The organism is Erwinia magellanica, from assembly GCF_039023495.1.
Taxonomy (GTDB): Bacteria; Pseudomonadota; Gammaproteobacteria; order Enterobacterales; family Enterobacteriaceae; genus Erwinia.
On record NZ_JBCHVC010000001.1, the window covers coordinates 1,024,246 to 1,039,053 of the forward strand.

At 56.2% G+C, this 14,808-nt stretch carries 14 protein-coding genes; 4 read left to right on the plus strand and 10 right to left on the minus strand.

The genetic code is table 11. From position 1 onward, the window contains the following. Positions 1–113: 113 nt before the first annotated feature. The 7 genes from AAH450_RS04715 to AAH450_RS04745 form a co-directional block, all read right to left on the minus strand. Positions 114–1,748, minus strand: a complete 1,635-nt coding sequence (locus AAH450_RS04715; RefSeq protein ID WP_342909136.1) for a GMC family oxidoreductase — start codon at positions 1,746–1,748, stop codon at positions 114–116. After that, positions 1,745–2,281, minus strand: a complete 537-nt coding sequence (locus AAH450_RS04720) for a sugar dehydrogenase complex small subunit (protein ID WP_342909137.1) — start codon at positions 2,279–2,281, stop codon at positions 1,745–1,747. Before AAH450_RS04720 ends, AAH450_RS04715 begins: the two co-directional genes overlap by 4 nt. Next, entirely contained in the window at positions 2,268–3,668 is a 1,401-nt protein-coding gene (locus AAH450_RS04725) for a c-type cytochrome (RefSeq protein WP_342909138.1), read from the minus strand. The genes AAH450_RS04720 and AAH450_RS04725 overlap by 14 nt, the downstream gene beginning before the upstream one ends. 121 nt (positions 3,669–3,789) lie before the next feature. After that, positions 3,790–4,494: a hypothetical protein gene (locus AAH450_RS04730; RefSeq protein ID WP_342909139.1), complete on the minus strand. Its 705-nt coding sequence runs from the start codon at positions 4,492–4,494 to the stop codon at positions 3,790–3,792. 62 nt (positions 4,495–4,556) lie between these two features. Then, on the minus strand, positions 4,557–5,705 hold the full coding sequence (locus tag AAH450_RS04735) for a lactonase family protein (RefSeq protein WP_342909140.1): 1,149 nt from the start codon (positions 5,703–5,705) through the stop codon (positions 4,557–4,559). A gap of 30 nt (positions 5,706–5,735) precedes the next feature. Continuing rightward, complete coding sequence (gene otnC / locus AAH450_RS04740; protein ID WP_342909141.1) at positions 5,736–6,374, minus strand: 3-oxo-tetronate 4-phosphate decarboxylase; 639 nt, start codon at positions 6,372–6,374, stop codon at positions 5,736–5,738. A gap of 20 nt (positions 6,375–6,394) precedes the next feature. Further along, on the minus strand, positions 6,395–7,702 hold the full coding sequence (locus tag AAH450_RS04745; RefSeq protein ID WP_342909142.1) for an MFS transporter: 1,308 nt from the start codon (positions 7,700–7,702) through the stop codon (positions 6,395–6,397). 236 nt (positions 7,703–7,938) lie between these two features. Between AAH450_RS04745 and AAH450_RS04750 the strand changes: the two genes are divergently transcribed. Further along, positions 7,939–8,976, plus strand: coding sequence for a LacI family DNA-binding transcriptional regulator (locus tag AAH450_RS04750; RefSeq protein ID WP_342909143.1), 1,038 nt, complete (start codon positions 7,939–7,941; stop codon positions 8,974–8,976). Here the strand turns inward: AAH450_RS04750 and AAH450_RS04755 are convergent. Beyond that, a complete protein-coding gene (locus tag AAH450_RS04755) occupies positions 8,973–9,674 on the minus strand; it encodes a molybdate ABC transporter substrate-binding protein (RefSeq protein WP_342909144.1) in 702 nt (233 codons plus the stop codon). The two genes, AAH450_RS04750 and AAH450_RS04755, sit on opposite strands and share 4 nt — an antisense overlap. Positions 9,675–9,692: 18 nt before the next feature. After that, the gene (locus tag AAH450_RS04760) at positions 9,693–10,931 is read right to left on the minus strand and encodes an alpha-hydroxy acid oxidase (RefSeq protein WP_342909145.1); all 1,239 of its coding nucleotides are present in this window, start codon (positions 10,929–10,931) and stop codon (positions 9,693–9,695) included. 263 nt (positions 10,932–11,194) lie between these two features. On the opposite strand from AAH450_RS04760, the gene AAH450_RS04765 reads away from it, so the two are divergent. Genes AAH450_RS04765 through AAH450_RS04775 form a run of 3 tightly spaced genes read left to right on the plus strand, consistent with a single transcriptional unit; the run spans position 11,195 to position 13,993 of the window. Next, complete coding sequence (locus tag AAH450_RS04765) at positions 11,195–11,863, plus strand: aspartate/glutamate racemase family protein (RefSeq protein ID WP_342909146.1); 669 nt, start codon at positions 11,195–11,197, stop codon at positions 11,861–11,863. A gap of 3 nt (positions 11,864–11,866) precedes the next feature. Beyond that, positions 11,867–13,135, plus strand: coding sequence for a 3-oxo-tetronate kinase (gene otnK / locus AAH450_RS04770; RefSeq protein WP_342909147.1), 1,269 nt, complete (start codon positions 11,867–11,869; stop codon positions 13,133–13,135). A 60-nt stretch (positions 13,136–13,195) separates the two neighbouring features. After that, positions 13,196–13,993, plus strand: a complete 798-nt coding sequence (locus AAH450_RS04775) for a hydroxypyruvate isomerase family protein (protein WP_342909148.1) — start codon at positions 13,196–13,198, stop codon at positions 13,991–13,993. A gap of 73 nt (positions 13,994–14,066) precedes the next feature. Here the strand turns inward: AAH450_RS04775 and AAH450_RS04780 are convergent, their stop codons facing one another. Then, positions 14,067–14,738, minus strand: a complete 672-nt coding sequence (locus AAH450_RS04780) for an SDR family oxidoreductase (RefSeq protein ID WP_342909149.1) — start codon at positions 14,736–14,738, stop codon at positions 14,067–14,069. Positions 14,739–14,808 lie beyond the last annotated feature (70 nt).

The following is a 14,808-nucleotide window of genomic DNA, read 5'->3' on the forward strand; positions in this document are numbered from 1 at the left end:
CAGTTAAAGAAAGGGCGGGGAATAAAGAGCATCCCGTCGGAGGCGCTATCACTCCGATCGGGTGCTCTTTGGGTATTCTGCCCTTATAACAGCTTAGGGCAGGCGTCAGTCCGTTATACTTTCACCACCTTCAGCAGGTGATCCGCCAGCCGCAGACTTAATGCGGCACCCGTCAGCGTAGGGTTCATGCACGAAGCCGATGGCATCACGCTGGTTCCGGCGATAAACAGGTTGGGATGATCGTGCGTCTGACAGTGGCGGTTCACCACCGAGTTGCTGGCATCATCTCCCATAATGGTGGTCCCCATAATGTGCTGACGATCCTGATACCCCGTATCGATTTTCGAAACGTCGGCGTTGAGCAAGCGCGCAAAATTATCGAAATCCTTCAGTCCCTCTGCTTTTCCGGCATGCCAGTAATCGGTCACGCTGTAGTAAATTTCGGGTACCGGCAGGCCAATCGCATCTTTTTTGGTTTTACTCGGGACAATTCTGTTTTCCGGCAGGGGCAACGTCTCGAAATCGATGGCGAAATTCAGCGATCTTGCGGACATCCTGCGCAGCTCTTCATCCAGCTTTGAACCCAGCACGCCTTTTTTGATAAGCCCGGCAGCATAGTCCGCCGTAGGAACGGTGTTGCGCACTTTAATTTTATAGCTCGGGAAGGTTTTGCGGAACTCGCCGTCACGGTTATTCAGATAAACCAGCAGTTCTGTTGGCCCCTGTCCCGGCCAGACATCCTCTCGCATCATCACATTCATACTGATACCGGTATGTCCCATCAGATTGCGGCCTACCTGATCGGAGCTGTTGGCGATGCCGTTGGGGTAACGTTCTGAAGTGGACATCAGCAGCAGCTTGGGAGACTCGATTCCATAGGCCGCCAGCACAAAGTACTTTGCTGTCAGGTGATGTTCTGAACCGTCCGGCTTTTTGTACCAGATGCCGGTAATGTTGCCGTCATCGCCTGCTTCAATGCGACAGACCACCGAATTATCCAGCAGCTTCGCGCCGTGCCGTTCTGCCTCATCGATATGCATCGATCCATCATATTTCGCGGCAATGGGGCAAACCGGATTGCAGTTATTGTTGCCCGCGCATACCGGACGCTTGCCATAAGGACGGGTCGCCCGGCCATTCGGTTCCATCACCGGGTTATAGCCGCCCGCAGCAAGCAGCGTGGAGAGGCGCTTAAACAGGTAGCTCGGTTCCAGCCCCTCCATCGGGAAGGGTGTGGAGCGGGGCGGCCAGGCTTCTCCGCCATGCCCGCTTTCATCCTGACCCGCCATCCCGGAGACGCCCAGCTCCCGCTCCGCTTCGCCATACCAGCTTTCCAGGTCGTTATAGCCAAACGGCCAGTCACGCCCACGTCCGTAAAGGCTTTGCAGCTTAAAGTCATTAGGGATCATCCGCCACAGGGCCGATCCAAAGTGCCAGGTAGTCCCGCCCACCACGCGCAGATACTTGGTGGGATATTTTACCGGCCCGGTTTGTTGCAGGTAGTCGCCATAGGTGGAGGGCACATGCGGCAGATCGGGATAGGGCGACCCCACCCCCTGAAGCTTCATGTTGGTCAGCGACATTTTAAACGGCGAGTTGCGGAACCTCTCCACAATATCCTGACGTTTAATGCGCGGGCCAGCTTCGACAATAATCACCGATTTACCCGCTTTGGCCAGCTGGGTCGCCACCAGACCGCCCATTACGCCAGACCCGATAATGATCACATCGGCATCAACGCTGTTCATGCTGTCACTCCTTTATTTGTCTGCGGACTGGCCGGTTTACTGCCCCATGAATTGGGGCCGCCGCCGTAGCTGGGCACCACCAGAATGCCTCTGGTCGGCAGGTACATCATGGCGTCTGAATAGGCGATAAGTTCACTTTCTGCCCCTTCACCGACAACGCCCGTGTACCAGCTACCGATAATCAGTGCGGCAGTCTGTCTGAGCGGATCGTTTTCGCCTACCGCCTGTAAAAAGCTGTCGACATGCGCAAAGGCGTGCGCCGCAAGATAGTCGTCCAGGGCTGAGAGACGCTGAGGGAAATCTTTAACGTGACGTTGTAACGCCTGATAATAGCGCTGGCTCAATACCGGACTGACCGGGCGATTCACTAAAAAGGCGGAAACGGCAGAAAAATTGCTGTCAACGCCTTCACGCGCCTGGGCCATCTCCACAGGAAACAGCGTGGCGCAGGCGGCACTCAGAGAAAGCACCGCCATTCCTTGCAGCAGACGGCGGCGGCTTAATGACCGGGGAGAAGAATTAACGGCTGACATGCTGCCTCCTTTTACGGCTGAGAGAGAAAAATGCCGCGATTATTAACAGCAGAACCGCTGCACCCACACCCAGAACCCAGGGGCGTGTAAGTCTGACCAACAGCGGCTTTTCTCCCCCCTCGCGCAGGGTTTTGACTTGTTCCTCGCTGACGCTGAGTTGCGGATTGCCATAGTGCTTCAGCACATAATTGCTGACGTCGGCGATCTCTCTGTCACTGAGCCGTGTAGTGAAATCGGCGTCAGGGCCAAAAGCAGGCATGGCGATCGTTTCACCCTTCACCGTGCGCTGTACGCCATACAGAATGGCTGAGACCAGATTATCCGGGTTATCCGCGCCGGTTGCCGTGTTGTGGAACAGAGACGGATAGCGGGCATTGCCCTGGCCGTCAGGCTGATGGCAGTTAGCACAGCTGCCGCTGAAGACCTTCCAGCCGGCGTCCTGTTGCCCTTTATCCCCACGAATTTGCTGTTCCGAAGTTGAAGGCTGGCCATAACTCTCGCGAGGCATGACTGCACCCGTGTTGACGGCAGGAACCTGACGCAGGTAGGCCACCATCGCCTGAATATCCTCTTCAGAGAGATACTGAAAGCTGTGTTCAACGGCTTCCGCCATTGGGCCGGCGGCCTGGGCTTTACCTGCTACATGCCCCGTCTTGAGATAGGTCGCCAGTTCATCTGCGCTCCAGTTACCGATGCCGGATTGCGGATCTGGCGTGATGTTGGGCGCATACCAGCTGCCAAGGCTGCCGCCAGATAAGGCGCCATCCTCCTGCTGGCCCATCAGTATGTTACGCGGCGTATGGCAGGTATCGCAGTGCGCCAGCGCATTCACCAGATAATCGCCACGGTTGAGTGACTCAGACCGGGAAGCATCTGGCGTAAAAGGCTTCGCCTGCGAGAAGAGCCGGTTCCAGACGGCCATCGAGCTACGGATACTGAACGGGAAGGGTAACGCTGTTTTCGGCGGGTCGGACTCTACCGGCGCAACGCCCTGCATAAAGTAAACGTAGAGGGCATGCATATCCTCATCGCTGATCCTGGCGTAAGAGGGATAGGGCATTGCCGGATAAAGATGCTCGCCCTGTTTATTGATGCCTTGCCGCACCGCACGGGAAAACTCCTCTTCGCTGTAATCTCCGATCCCATGCCGTCTGGAAGGCGTGATATTGCTGGCAAAAATGGTGCCCATTGGGGAAGAGATGGCGTATCCGCCCGCCATGGGTTCGCCCTGATGTGGTGAAGTGTGGCAGGCCCCGCAGTCGGCTGCGGTTGCAAGATATTTTCCTTTCGCTATCAGCGTCTGGGTTTCCTGCGGTGCAGAAGCAGCAATGCTTCCGGCCGAGAAAAGGCTCAGACTGATGGCGAAAGGCAGACAGAGTCGTCTCAACTGACATGCTCCTGTAAAAAGAAAAAAGGATGTTTATAGGGTCTGAAGGCGCTTCTGCGTGCGCTTTTTGTTACCACTACGGCCCCGCTTCCTCAGGAAACGGGGTAAAAACAAAGAGGGATTAGCGCAGTTCGTAGTCGTTGAACACCAGAGGCGTTTCGCCGCCGTTGGTCAGCTCGATTTTATCCGCCTGCGTCAGGAAAGCGTCGCCACGGTGGATCCACTGCTCTTTATTACGGTTGGGCTGACCCGGTACAGAGGTCAGCAACCTTCCCTCGGTAAAGAACACCCTGACACCAGGCCCATGTTGGGTATAAAGGGTGGTGCTCTCGCCAGGTTGCAGCGTGACTTTCCAGCCTTTCACCGTTTTCTCATCCAGTACCTGCTGGAATTGCGGGATAGCCGGGCGGGTGGCCCCGCCAAAATTAAGCGGGCCATGCTGTTTAATCTCAAAAGAGACCTGATGATTCAGCGTGGTGCCAGTGTTAGTAACCTTATCGGTTTCAGATTTGCCCTGATGCGCGCCAAACTTGACGTTGCCGCTTTTCATCTCGTGATCTTTCGCCGGTTTATCCGGGTAAGAGATATGGACCATGCTGCCGTTCACATGGGTGTTGACGTAATCCAGATGCTGTTCATGGAACATGGTGGACTGCCCTGGCCGGAGCATTACCCGCATCACAGTCACATACTCATTTTCCAGGATCACGTGGTGCAACGGCTCCAGGTTAGTAGCAATCACCTGTTCAGCAGCCTGGGTGGTGGGGGCAGCGCTCAGCGCCAGGAAACCTGCGCTCAGCAGGCAGGGCAGCAGTTTACTTTTCATAATAACTCCAGTTAGCAGAGTGGCAGCCCGGTACAAAACCCTATACCGGGCCTCAAAAAACATTACCTTTCAACCATCGAAATCCAGTTCGCGCCTTTGCCAGTGGGATAGCGTCCTACCAGCGTCAGCGCACCGGTGGTGCTGTTGATGGTGTAGAGAGAGAGCTGCGTGGATTTCTGTCCGGACTCGATCAGGAAACGGCCACTGTTATCAATGGCGAAACCACGCGGCTGCTGTTCGGTCCTGATACTGGTGAGATAAGTTAAATGCCCGTCATTGGGATCCACCGAGAAGGAGGAGAGGGTGCTGCTGGTGCGCTCCGTCGAATAGAGATAACGGCCATCTGGTGTCAGGTGCAGGTCTGCCTGCCAGATGCGGGGTTTATGTGAAGGCGGAAGATCGTCATCGCCGGTTAACGGCCGGGCTTCGCCCCGCTGCATATCCTCTTTCGGCGAGACTGAATTCACCACTTCAGCGGGGGTGGCAGTGCCATCCTTGTTCAGCGTCAGACGGTTGATGTTGCCTGCCATCTCGGTGAGGATATAGAGCGAGCGCTTGCCCTGTTTATCCAGCTTTGGCGCAATAACAAAGTGGCGGGGGCCGGTTGCCGCTTCGCTCTGAATATTGATAAAAGGGGGATCGTTTGGCGTAACCTGCCCGGTCGAGGCGTTGAAATGATACTGAAGCAGCTGATCGGCTCCCAGCAGCGTCACATAGAGCGAGCGGTTATCCGGGCTGACCTGTATGGCGTGCGCCCGTTTACCGGTATGCACCACCTGCACCGGTTTTGCCCCGACTTCGCCCCGGCTGTTGATGCGGTTAATACTGAAAAGGTCGCCGCCATAGGAGGCGCTCAGCAGAAAGTGCCCCTGCCTGTCCATTGACAGATAAGCCATGCTTTCCGGCAACGGTGACTCGCTGGCTTTCACCAGCTTGCCATCTGGCTGAATATCATAAACCACCACGCGGTAAGGCTTACTGCGCACCGAGACATAGAGTTTTTTCTTGTCGGGGGAAACTACCGAAGACATCGCCTTGCTCCCCGCCGGGAAATCTCCTAACGGGATCAGCGTCATCTTCTCTTTATCCAGTTGATAGCCGGTCAGGGTACCGCTGTCGGCATTGGAAACGTAGAGCAGACTTTGCGCCTGCGCGCCAGCAGACAACATCATTACCGACGCTACCATGCCTGCATAAATACTCTTTTTCATTGTTATATCCTTGCCTTGGGGAAGAGATGTTTACCAGCGGGTAGAAAAAACCTCGCAAAGTTCCTGTACCGCTTCCTCGCTGAGCGGTTGCGGTTTGGTCGCGGCCAGCAGCCATAATCTGGCGGTCTCTTCCAGCTCTTCTAAAGCTGCGCAGGCGGTGGAAACCGTGGGTCCCCAGATAACCGGGCCAAGACGCTCAAGCATCACTCCGCGCACTTTGCTGGCTAATTCCGCTACCTGTTCAGCCACTTCTGGCGCCCCAGGGCGACGGTAGCTGATAAGCGGAATGCGGCCCACCTTCATTACCTGATAAGGCGTGATGGGCGGCAGAATGCTCTCTGGCTGCCAGACTCCCGCCAGCGTCAGTCCGACAAGATGAGTGGAGTGGGTGTGAACCACGCCGTTTACCTGCGGATTGTGGTCATAGGCCTGCCGATGGAGCTGTAGCGTTTTCGACGGTTTATCACCGGAAACCCATTCGCCACTGGCAGAGACTTTGGCAATGCTGGCCGGGTCAAGACGACCCAGACAGGCATCCGTTGGCGTAATCAGCCAGCCATCTTCCAGCCGGGCGCTGATATTGCCCGCCGTTCCCACGGTATAACCCCGGTTAAACAGGCTGCTTCCTGCCTGGCAAATCTCTTCACGCAGCTGGTTTTCGTTTTTCATCAACATCCTCACAAACAGACTTAACGATCGGCGGTGGCTACTTCATTCACCGACTGCGCATTTTTGATATCCAGCGGCTCAACCTTGCCCATGATGAACAGGAAGTTGAACGCGCCAAACAGACAGATCCCACCGGCAACCAGCAAGGGCACCACAAAAGAGCCGTGGCTCAGGGTCAGCATCAGCCCGGTAAAGGAGGCCGTCACAATCCCGGCCAGGTTTCCGGCAAAGTTCTGAATACCGCCCAGGGTGCCCACGTAACCAGAGCTGGGCGCAACGTCTGCGGGAAGGGTCCAGATATTGGCTGCGGTAAAGGCCAGACCGGCATAGGTCACAGAGAAGAGGGTGAGGATCATGGCAATGCTGTCAGTAAAAGCGGCGAAAGCAATTACTGACGAGAGCAGCATTCCGGCAATCAGACAGGTTTTTCTGGCGGTAGTGAGCGAGAAACCTTTGCGGTACATCCAGTCAGAGGCCATGCCGCCCAACAGACTTCCGGGGATCCCCATCAGCGCAGGAATAGCCCCCAGCGTGCCCAGCTCTTTCAGCGAAAAGCCATGCGCCATGGTGAGGTAGGTCGGGAACCAGGTGACAAAGAAATAGGTGGCGAAATTCATGCAGAAGAAGCCGATCATCATGCCCCATACCGTTCTGTAGCGGAACAGGGGCGCAATGCGCACTTTTTCTGTTTTATCCACCACGTGAACGCTGCGATCTTCCAGCAGATTCTGCCGTTCCTGCGGGTCCAGTCCTTTCATCTCTTCGGGTTCGCGGTAAAACGCCAGCCAGACGACAACCCAAATCAGACCCAGCGCGCCGGTCACAATAAAAGAGGTTTCCCAGTTCCAGGTGCTGATCAGCCAGGCGACCAGCGGTAAAGCGATCGCGCTGCCGGCACGTGGGCCTGCATCAAAGATCCCGCTGGCGGTACCACGCTCCTTTTTGGCAAACCAGGAGTAAACCACTTTGGCACAGCCAGGATAGCCGCCCGATTCGCCCAGGCCCAGCATCAGGCGTGAAGCGAAAATGGAAGTGAATCCCTTGCCGAAAGCGGTGAAGACGGTGAAAAGCGACCACCATCCCACGGCAATAGCCAGACCGGCGCGGGCGCCTAACCGGTCAATCAGGCGACCGGCGGGGATCTGCATCAGTGCATAGGTCCAGAAGAAGGCGCCGAGAATAAGGCCCATACTGGTGTCATCCAGCCCCAAATCCGCCTTAATGTGTGGCGCAGCGATGGCCAGATTAATGCGATCTATATAGTTAATGGCGATGGCGAGGAAACAGAACGCAATCATCAGCCAGCGAACCCTCGGGTATCTACGCATGGTGAATTCCTTTATTATCTCAGTGTTTTGAGGGCGGGGCAGGAGAGAAATAATCTCACTGCTCTCCGCTTCTTTGTTATCAATTAGTGGTGTTGTGCGCTACTTTTGATAATATGATGTTAAAAGTAAGCGATTACAAAAATCAGTCAAGTCAAAAGTAAGCGCTTTCAAAACGAAGCTTTGGTTGTCTGCAAATTTTGTGGGCGATATCACTAAATTCAGTCTGGAGTCCGATCATGTCCGATAAGCCTTCTCCCTCTTCACGAGTTTCTCTGGAAGATGTTGCCCTGCGATCGGGCGTATCGACGGCAACGGTTTCCAGAGTGCTCAATGGCAGCACGACGGTGCGACAGTCGAGGCGTGAGGCCGTTGAACGTGCCTGCGAGGAGCTGGGTTATGTGATTAACCGCGCCGCCCGCACTCTGGCATCGCGACGCAGCATGACCATCGGTGCCGTGGTGCCCACCCTTGCCACTGAAACCTTCTCCCGCCCGCTGGCCACTTTTCAGCAGAAGATCCACAACTCTGGCTATACGCTGCTGCTGGCAAATTCAAACTTTGATCCTGACACTGAGCTGAAAGAGGTGAACAAACTGGTGGAGTACGGCATTGATGCCCTGATGCTGGTGGGGAATTCACACCATCCCAAACTGTGGGAGCGGATAACCCGGCAGGGAATACCCTGTATCCAGACCTTTTCCGTGGATCGGCGCTATCCCAGCGTGGGGTACGATAATGAACAGGCCGCCGCAGAAATGACCTCGCATTTGCTGGCGCTGGGCCACACTAATTTTGGCATTATCGTAGGGACGCCGCCGTCAAATGACCGCGTTTCAGACCGTATTACCGGCACAAAACAGGCGCTGGCCGCAGCCGGGCTGACGCTGGATGAGGAGCAGTTAATTAACAGCGCCTTTACCATGAACGATGCGCGCCAGGCGATGTTTAAACTGCTGGAGAGGCCCAACCCGCCAACTGCGGTGATTTGCGGTAACGATTTGCTGGCATTTGGGGCGATGCGGGGGGCGAGTGAACGCTATCTGCGCATCCCCACCGATATTTCAATCACCGGCTTTAATGATTATGAGTATTCGGAACACCTTGAGCATCCGCTGACCACCATGCGGGTTGAACTGGATTCGATAGGCCTGTGTGCTGCGGAATTCCTGCTTGCAGAACTGAATGGCGAAGAGGCTGCCCGCCAGACGGTGTTAAAACCGCAGCTGATTGTGCGGGGCAGCACAGGATCGGCTCCCCGTATATCGCGTGGTTAAACGCGCCACTGTAGCCCGAACGCTTCAAATGCGCTGCGGGCCTGCTCTGAGCGCAGTGATTGCAGCAGTAACGCTGCCCCTTCAGCATTCACAGCCTGCCTGAAAATCCCGCCGGAAAAAGAGGTCACTTTTTGCACCGCTTCCGGCAGCGGCCCGATCACTTTTATACCTTCCACCATCAGCAGTTCGCTGATCTGCTGTACGGCAATATCCGCCTTACCTGCTGTCAACTGGCTGGCCGTAAAACCTTCAGGGATCGTGGTGGCGCGCGCCATAATCTGCTCTTTAATGCCCAGTTTCTCCAGCAGCGTCAGGAAGTAGATCCCACTTGCCCCGCCCAGAGTAATAGCTACCGAGCGGGCATTCAGCAGGGCCGCGGTTAAGGCCTCCACGCTGCTGATATCGGGCGCTTCAGCGTCGGGCAGCATCGCCAGCCCCACCTGGGAGTCCACCAGCTCAACGCGGCTGGCGGGGTCGATCAGCCCTTCGGCAATCAGCCTGTCCATTACCGGCACGGTAAGGATCACTGCGTCTGCCTGTTCACCGCTGGCGATTTTCTTTTCAATGACCGTGGTGGGATTCCACTCTATCGCCAGCGCTTTCTCCGGGTGCTGGCGGCCCCATTCTGCCTCCAGCTCAATGAACGGGGCGCGAATGGCTAAAGCGCTGAACACGCGAATCGGGTGTTGATGACTCATTTTCACTCTCCTGTGGGATCAGAACATGCGTTTAAGATAACTGCTGTCCAGCTCAGATGGGGTTCTGACACCAATCAGCGCCAGATCGCGATCTATCTCATCGCGCAAAATATGCATGGCATGCTCAACGCCCGCCTGACCGCCAATCACCGCGCCGTAGAGGAAAGGGCGCCCAAGGAAGACAAAATCTGCCCCCAGCGCCATCGCTTTCATCACATCGGTACCGCGACGAATGCCGCTGTCGATAATCACCTTCATTGACCCTTTCTTCTCTGCAATCTCCGGCAGGGAGTAAAGCGGAGGAATAGTGTGATCAAGCTGACGGCCGCCGTGGTTGGAGAGGATCACCGCGTCTGCACCCAAATCGCGGGCAATAAAGGCATCTTCCGGCGACATCAGCCCTTTGATGACCAGATTACCTTTCCATTTTTTGCGGATCGCCTCCACATGTTTCCAGTTCAGCTTGTCACGCGCCTGTGTGTTACGAACTTTGCTGGACATCATTGGAGGGCCGCGCTCCGCGTCGGTATTTTCAAAATGGGGCGCGCCGTGCCGCAGGAAGGTTTGCGCTACGGTGCCCAGCAGCCAGCGGGGACTCATGGCGCTTTCAAATGCAACCTTCGGCGTGATTTTGATCGGCATGCTGAAGCCGCTACGCGTGTTGTGTTCGCGGTTGCCCAGCATTGGCGTATCACCTGTGACAACCAGCGTCTGGTAACCCGCAGCGGCAACGCGGTCAACCAGACGGTCAATACGCGGCTGATCGCCAGCCAGATATGCCTGGAACCAGGCGTCAGGGTTAGCGGCATGCACATCCTCCAGCTTCACCAGCGACGAGGCGCTGAGGATCATCGGAACATTCATTTCCCGCGCGGCCCGCGCCATTGCCACATCCGCCTGATAAGCCACAAACGAAGCGCCGCCCAAAGGAGCTACGCCAAAGGGGTGATGCCAGGTATGGCCAAACAGGGTGGTGCCCTGGTCGCGTCCGGAAACATCGCGGAACATGCGCGGAATAAAGGTATATCGCTGGTAGGCTTCGAAATTGCCGGCGATGCCGCGTCCGGTTTCCACCCCTCCGGCGACGTACTGATAGATCATGTTGGGTAATCTGCGGCGGGCGTGGCGTTCAAAATCGTCCAGCGCCAGCAGGTCACGGAACTGCCTGGGTAATGTTTTTACCGCCGGGCTGGTTACGGTCTGTCCGGGGCTGGAAGCCACGGGATGAGATAAAGAAGAGTTGGCAGGGGAAGTCATAAGGCGTTCTCACACTCCATAAGTTATTAGCGTCAGGGCGTAGGGTAAAAGATGTCCTGGCGGATTAAATTTTGTAAGCGCTTTCAATTTTGGTCAATCATCGCTAACATTTCAATAACAACCAGGCATTACCAATACGATTTTATGTGATCTGGTTCACTTTACAGAGACAATTGTAAGCCCTTACATTTAAGGGGTGCCTTCCGCCAGCGTTTTTATCCGCTGCGCGGGCGCAACCCGAAACCCATTGCCAGGAGTTAATAATGACTGCCCGAATAGTCCTACTGCATGCCACACCGGTTGCGATGGCACCCATCCATGCCGCTTTTAATGAAGTCTGGCCCGAGGCTGAGCTGGTGAATTTGCTGGATGATGGGCTTTCTCTTGATCGCGCAAGAGAGCCGGATCTTAGCCCGGCCATGATTGAACGGTTTGTCCGCTTCGGCCAGTACGCTTATGAGATGCAGGCGGACGGCATTTTGGTGACATGCTCCGCTTTTGGGCCAGCGATTGACCAGCTTGCCGCAAAGCTGCCCGTGCCGGTGCTGAAGCCCAATGAAGCGATGTTCCATGAGGCGGTGGCGCAGGGAAAGAATATCGGCATGCTTGCCACCTTTGGCCCGGCGGTTGAAACCATGACCGAAGAGTTCAACGACTATATTGCTCAGCATAATTCCCCGGCCACGCTGACCACTATTCTGGTGGCAGATGCGATCGATCTGCTGAAAAAAGGCGATGCGGAGAGCCATAACCGGCTTGTTGCCGCCAGGGCCAGAGACCTGGCGCATTGCGATGTCATTATGCTGGCGCATTTTTCTACCTCCCGCGCCGCCGATGCCGTGCGCCAACAGGTCTCCATCCCGGTGCTGACCGCGCCTCACGCAGCGGTAAAACGCATTAAAGCCAGCGTGCTGGCCGGAAATCAGGAGTAAGCCATGTTAATTGGAGTGATAGCGGATGATTTTACCGGGGCCAGCGACATCGCTGTAACGCTCTCGAAAGGCCTGAAAGGGGAAGGTGGTCTCTGCACTACGCAATATCTTGGCATTCCCTCCCGGCCCGCCACGGCGGAGGTGGAAGCGGGCGTGATCGCCCTGAAAAGCCGCTCTGTTCCCGCAGAGCAGGCCGTGGCTCAGTCGCTTGCTGCCTGCCGTTGGTTACTGGAGCAGGGATGCGAGCAGATTATCTTTAAGTACTGCTCAACCTTTGATTCAACGGATGAAGGCAATATAGGCCCGGTCACTGATGCGCTGGCTGAAATGCTGCAAGCCAGCAGCGTGGTGGTCTGCCCGGCTTTTCCGGCTATGGGCCGTACGGTTTATCAGGGGCATCTGTTTGTTCATGACCGGCTGCTCAACGAATCGGGAATGGAGCAGCATCCGCTGACGCCGATGAAAGATGCCGATTTGCGACGGGTTTTAGCCCGCCAGAGCCGAAACCGCGTGACGCATATTGGCTGGAATAGTGTGGTAGGGGGCAGCCAGGCGCTGCGGGAAGCTCTTCAGCAGCAGGCTGAAGAGGGGCGCGCGCTGGTCATTGTTGATGCTGTCAGCGAGCACGATCTGGTGGCGATTGGCCGTGCCTGCCAGGGCGCAGTGCTGGTCACCGGTGGGTCGGGCATTGCGATGGCATTGCCGCACAATTTTATTGCCGCCGGACGGGCAAAAGGCCAGGCGGCCAGCGTTCCCCAGATTACAGGGCCGGAGGCCATTCTGGTGGGAAGCTGCTCTGGCGCTACCCGTCAGCAAATAGCCGAGCATCAGAAGCGTTATCCGGTAATGATGGTTGAGGTGCAGGATGTGCTCAGCGGCAAAACCGGCGCTGAGGAACTGGTGGCCTTTATTCAGGCTAACCAGGGCCGATTGCCGCTGGTCTACTCATCGGGCGATCCGGAATCGGTAAAACAGACTCAGCAGCAATATGGCCGCGAGAAAGTCGCCGAAGCGCTGGATACGCTGTTTGGCACTACGGCACAAAAACTGGTCGCGGCAGGCGTGCGGCGACTGGTGGTAGGCGGCGGAGAAACCTCCGGTGCGGTAGTCAGTGCGCTGGATCTGGGGGCTTTAACTATCGGCGAAGAGATTGATGTGGGCGTACCTGCTCTAGTTTCACAGGGGGAAAACCCCATCGCGCTGGCACTGAAATCTGGCAACTTCGGCGGCAAAGACTTTTTCGCCCGCGCCGTTAATACCCTCAGCGGCTGACGGAGTGAATATGGACAGTTCAGGGTATTTCCCCCCTGTGACAGGGCTGAGGGTGCCAGGATGAGCGGATTACGCTTTTGCGCCAATCTGAAGTGGCTGTTTACAGAGCTGCCCTTTCCAGAACGCTTTACCGCGGCCGCAGAGGCGGGGTTCACGGCGGTGGAATATGCCTCTCCCTATGCTTTTTCACCCGCCTTTTTGCAGGATCTGCTACAGGCAAACGGCCTGCAACAGATCCTGATCAATACGCCAACCGGCGCGCCGGACTCGCCCTTAAGAGCCGGGGCGGCCTGCCATCCTGATTTCCAGCCCGCTTTTCAGGCCGCGATGTCACAGGCGCTGGAGTATGCCGCCGCATTAAGCTGTCCGTTCATCCATTTGCAGGCAGGCATAGAGCCTGCCGGCGTGTCGGCCGGGCGTGCGCTGCATCAGTTTGAAGAGAACATCTGCTGGTCGATTGAAAAGGCGGAGAAGCAGGGCGTTATCCTGCTGCTGGAAGCGATTAATTTACGCGATATCCCCGGCTATTTTCTGCATGATTATCATCTGGCCGCAGAGATTGTGCGGCGCATCAACCATCCCTCGCTGCGCCTGATGCTGGATCTCTACCATTGCCAGGTTTTGCATGGCGATATCAGCCATAACCTCATGCGCCTGTTACCCCTTGCTGCCCATTTGCAGATTGCCGACGCCCCCACACGCAGCGAGCCGGGCAGCGGGGAGCTGCACTGGCCGTTTATTTTCCGGCAGCTGGAGCAGCAGGGCTACAGGGGATGGATTGGCTGCGAATATCGCCCTTTACACCACAGCGTGGAGAGCCTCAACTGGCTCAGGCGATATCAGTCAGCAGGCCGTTAACTGCACAAGGGAGCTGACAACAGAGGGCGGCTATCCATGCCGCCCCCTTTTTATGCTGCCTCAGAACGCTTTTTTACCAGCTAAGCTGGCGGCCAGCGTAGTCCAGATAATGGTGGCCGCCTTTGCCGGACCACAGCTCCAGCTGATCGGCAATGCCCTGGGTACTCTGTTCAACGGTCAGCGTGGCGTTTTCCCCGCCCATATCTGTTTGCACCCAGCCAGGATGGAGATTCAGCAGCGTCTGGTCTGGCGCTAAACGCTCGCTCAGTCCGCGTGAAAGCATATTCAGCGCGCTCTTGCTGGCGGAATAGAGCGGGTGAGTGGCGGAAGGATTTTCATTCAGGCTCGCCAGCTGTGAAGTCATTAAAGCCAGCACGCCATCGGCAGGGGAAAGCAGTGGCAACAGCTCTGCCGCACAGCGAACCGGGGAGATAGCATTTGTAAGGAACAACGCGCTTAGCTCTTCATCCTTTGCCTGCTCAATATCCTGATGATCTGGGCCAAAAACGCCGGCATTGATAAAGATCAGATCGAAAAGCGTCTCTTCAATCTCATTTTTCAGGGTTTGCCGTTGTGTCGGCTCGTTGATATCTACCGTCAACCAATGGATAGCAGAATCGGAGACAGGTGAGGCGTGACGGCTGGTCGCGAAGACCTTCCAGCCACGGTGCGCCAGGGTGTTTGCCAGGCCCAGACCCAGCCCGCGAGAGGCACCAATAATCAGTGCTTGTTTTTGGGTTTCCATAAGCTTTCCTTTGGTGAAAGAATCAAAAGAGTCGTTAACACTGTAACCGATCGGCCAGCGTTCTACTTCG

What these genes read in the sequence shown, in the direction of transcription:
- AAH450_RS04715 (WP_342909136.1), bottom strand. Translation starts at nt 1,748, where the DNA reads ATGAACAGCGTTGATGCCGATGTGATCATTATCGGGTCTGGCGTAATG.
- AAH450_RS04720 (WP_342909137.1), bottom strand. Translation starts at nt 2,281, where the DNA reads ATGTCAGCCGTTAATTCTTCTCCCCGGTCATTAAGCCGCCGCCGTCTG.
- AAH450_RS04730 (WP_342909139.1), bottom strand. Translation starts at nt 4,494, where the DNA reads ATGAAAAGTAAACTGCTGCCCTGCCTGCTGAGCGCAGGTTTCCTGGCG.
- AAH450_RS04735 (WP_342909140.1), bottom strand. Translation starts at nt 5,705, where the DNA reads ATGAAAAAGAGTATTTATGCAGGCATGGTAGCGTCGGTAATGATGTTG.
- otnC (WP_342909141.1), bottom strand. Translation starts at nt 6,374, where the DNA reads ATGAAAAACGAAAACCAGCTGCGTGAAGAGATTTGCCAGGCAGGAAGC.
- AAH450_RS04745 (WP_342909142.1), bottom strand. Translation starts at nt 7,702, where the DNA reads ATGCGTAGATACCCGAGGGTTCGCTGGCTGATGATTGCGTTCTGTTTC.
- AAH450_RS04750 (WP_342909143.1), top strand. Translation starts at nt 7,939, where the DNA reads ATGTCCGATAAGCCTTCTCCCTCTTCACGAGTTTCTCTGGAAGATGTT.
- AAH450_RS04755 (WP_342909144.1), bottom strand. Translation starts at nt 9,674, where the DNA reads ATGAGTCATCAACACCCGATTCGCGTGTTCAGCGCTTTAGCCATTCGC.
- AAH450_RS04760 (WP_342909145.1), bottom strand. Translation starts at nt 10,931, where the DNA reads ATGACTTCCCCTGCCAACTCTTCTTTATCTCATCCCGTGGCTTCCAGC.
- AAH450_RS04765 (WP_342909146.1), top strand. Translation starts at nt 11,195, where the DNA reads ATGACTGCCCGAATAGTCCTACTGCATGCCACACCGGTTGCGATGGCA.
- otnK (WP_342909147.1), top strand. Translation starts at nt 11,867, where the DNA reads ATGTTAATTGGAGTGATAGCGGATGATTTTACCGGGGCCAGCGACATC.
- AAH450_RS04775 (WP_342909148.1), top strand. Translation starts at nt 13,196, where the DNA reads ATGAGCGGATTACGCTTTTGCGCCAATCTGAAGTGGCTGTTTACAGAG.
- AAH450_RS04780 (WP_342909149.1), bottom strand. Translation starts at nt 14,738, where the DNA reads ATGGAAACCCAAAAACAAGCACTGATTATTGGTGCCTCTCGCGGGCTG.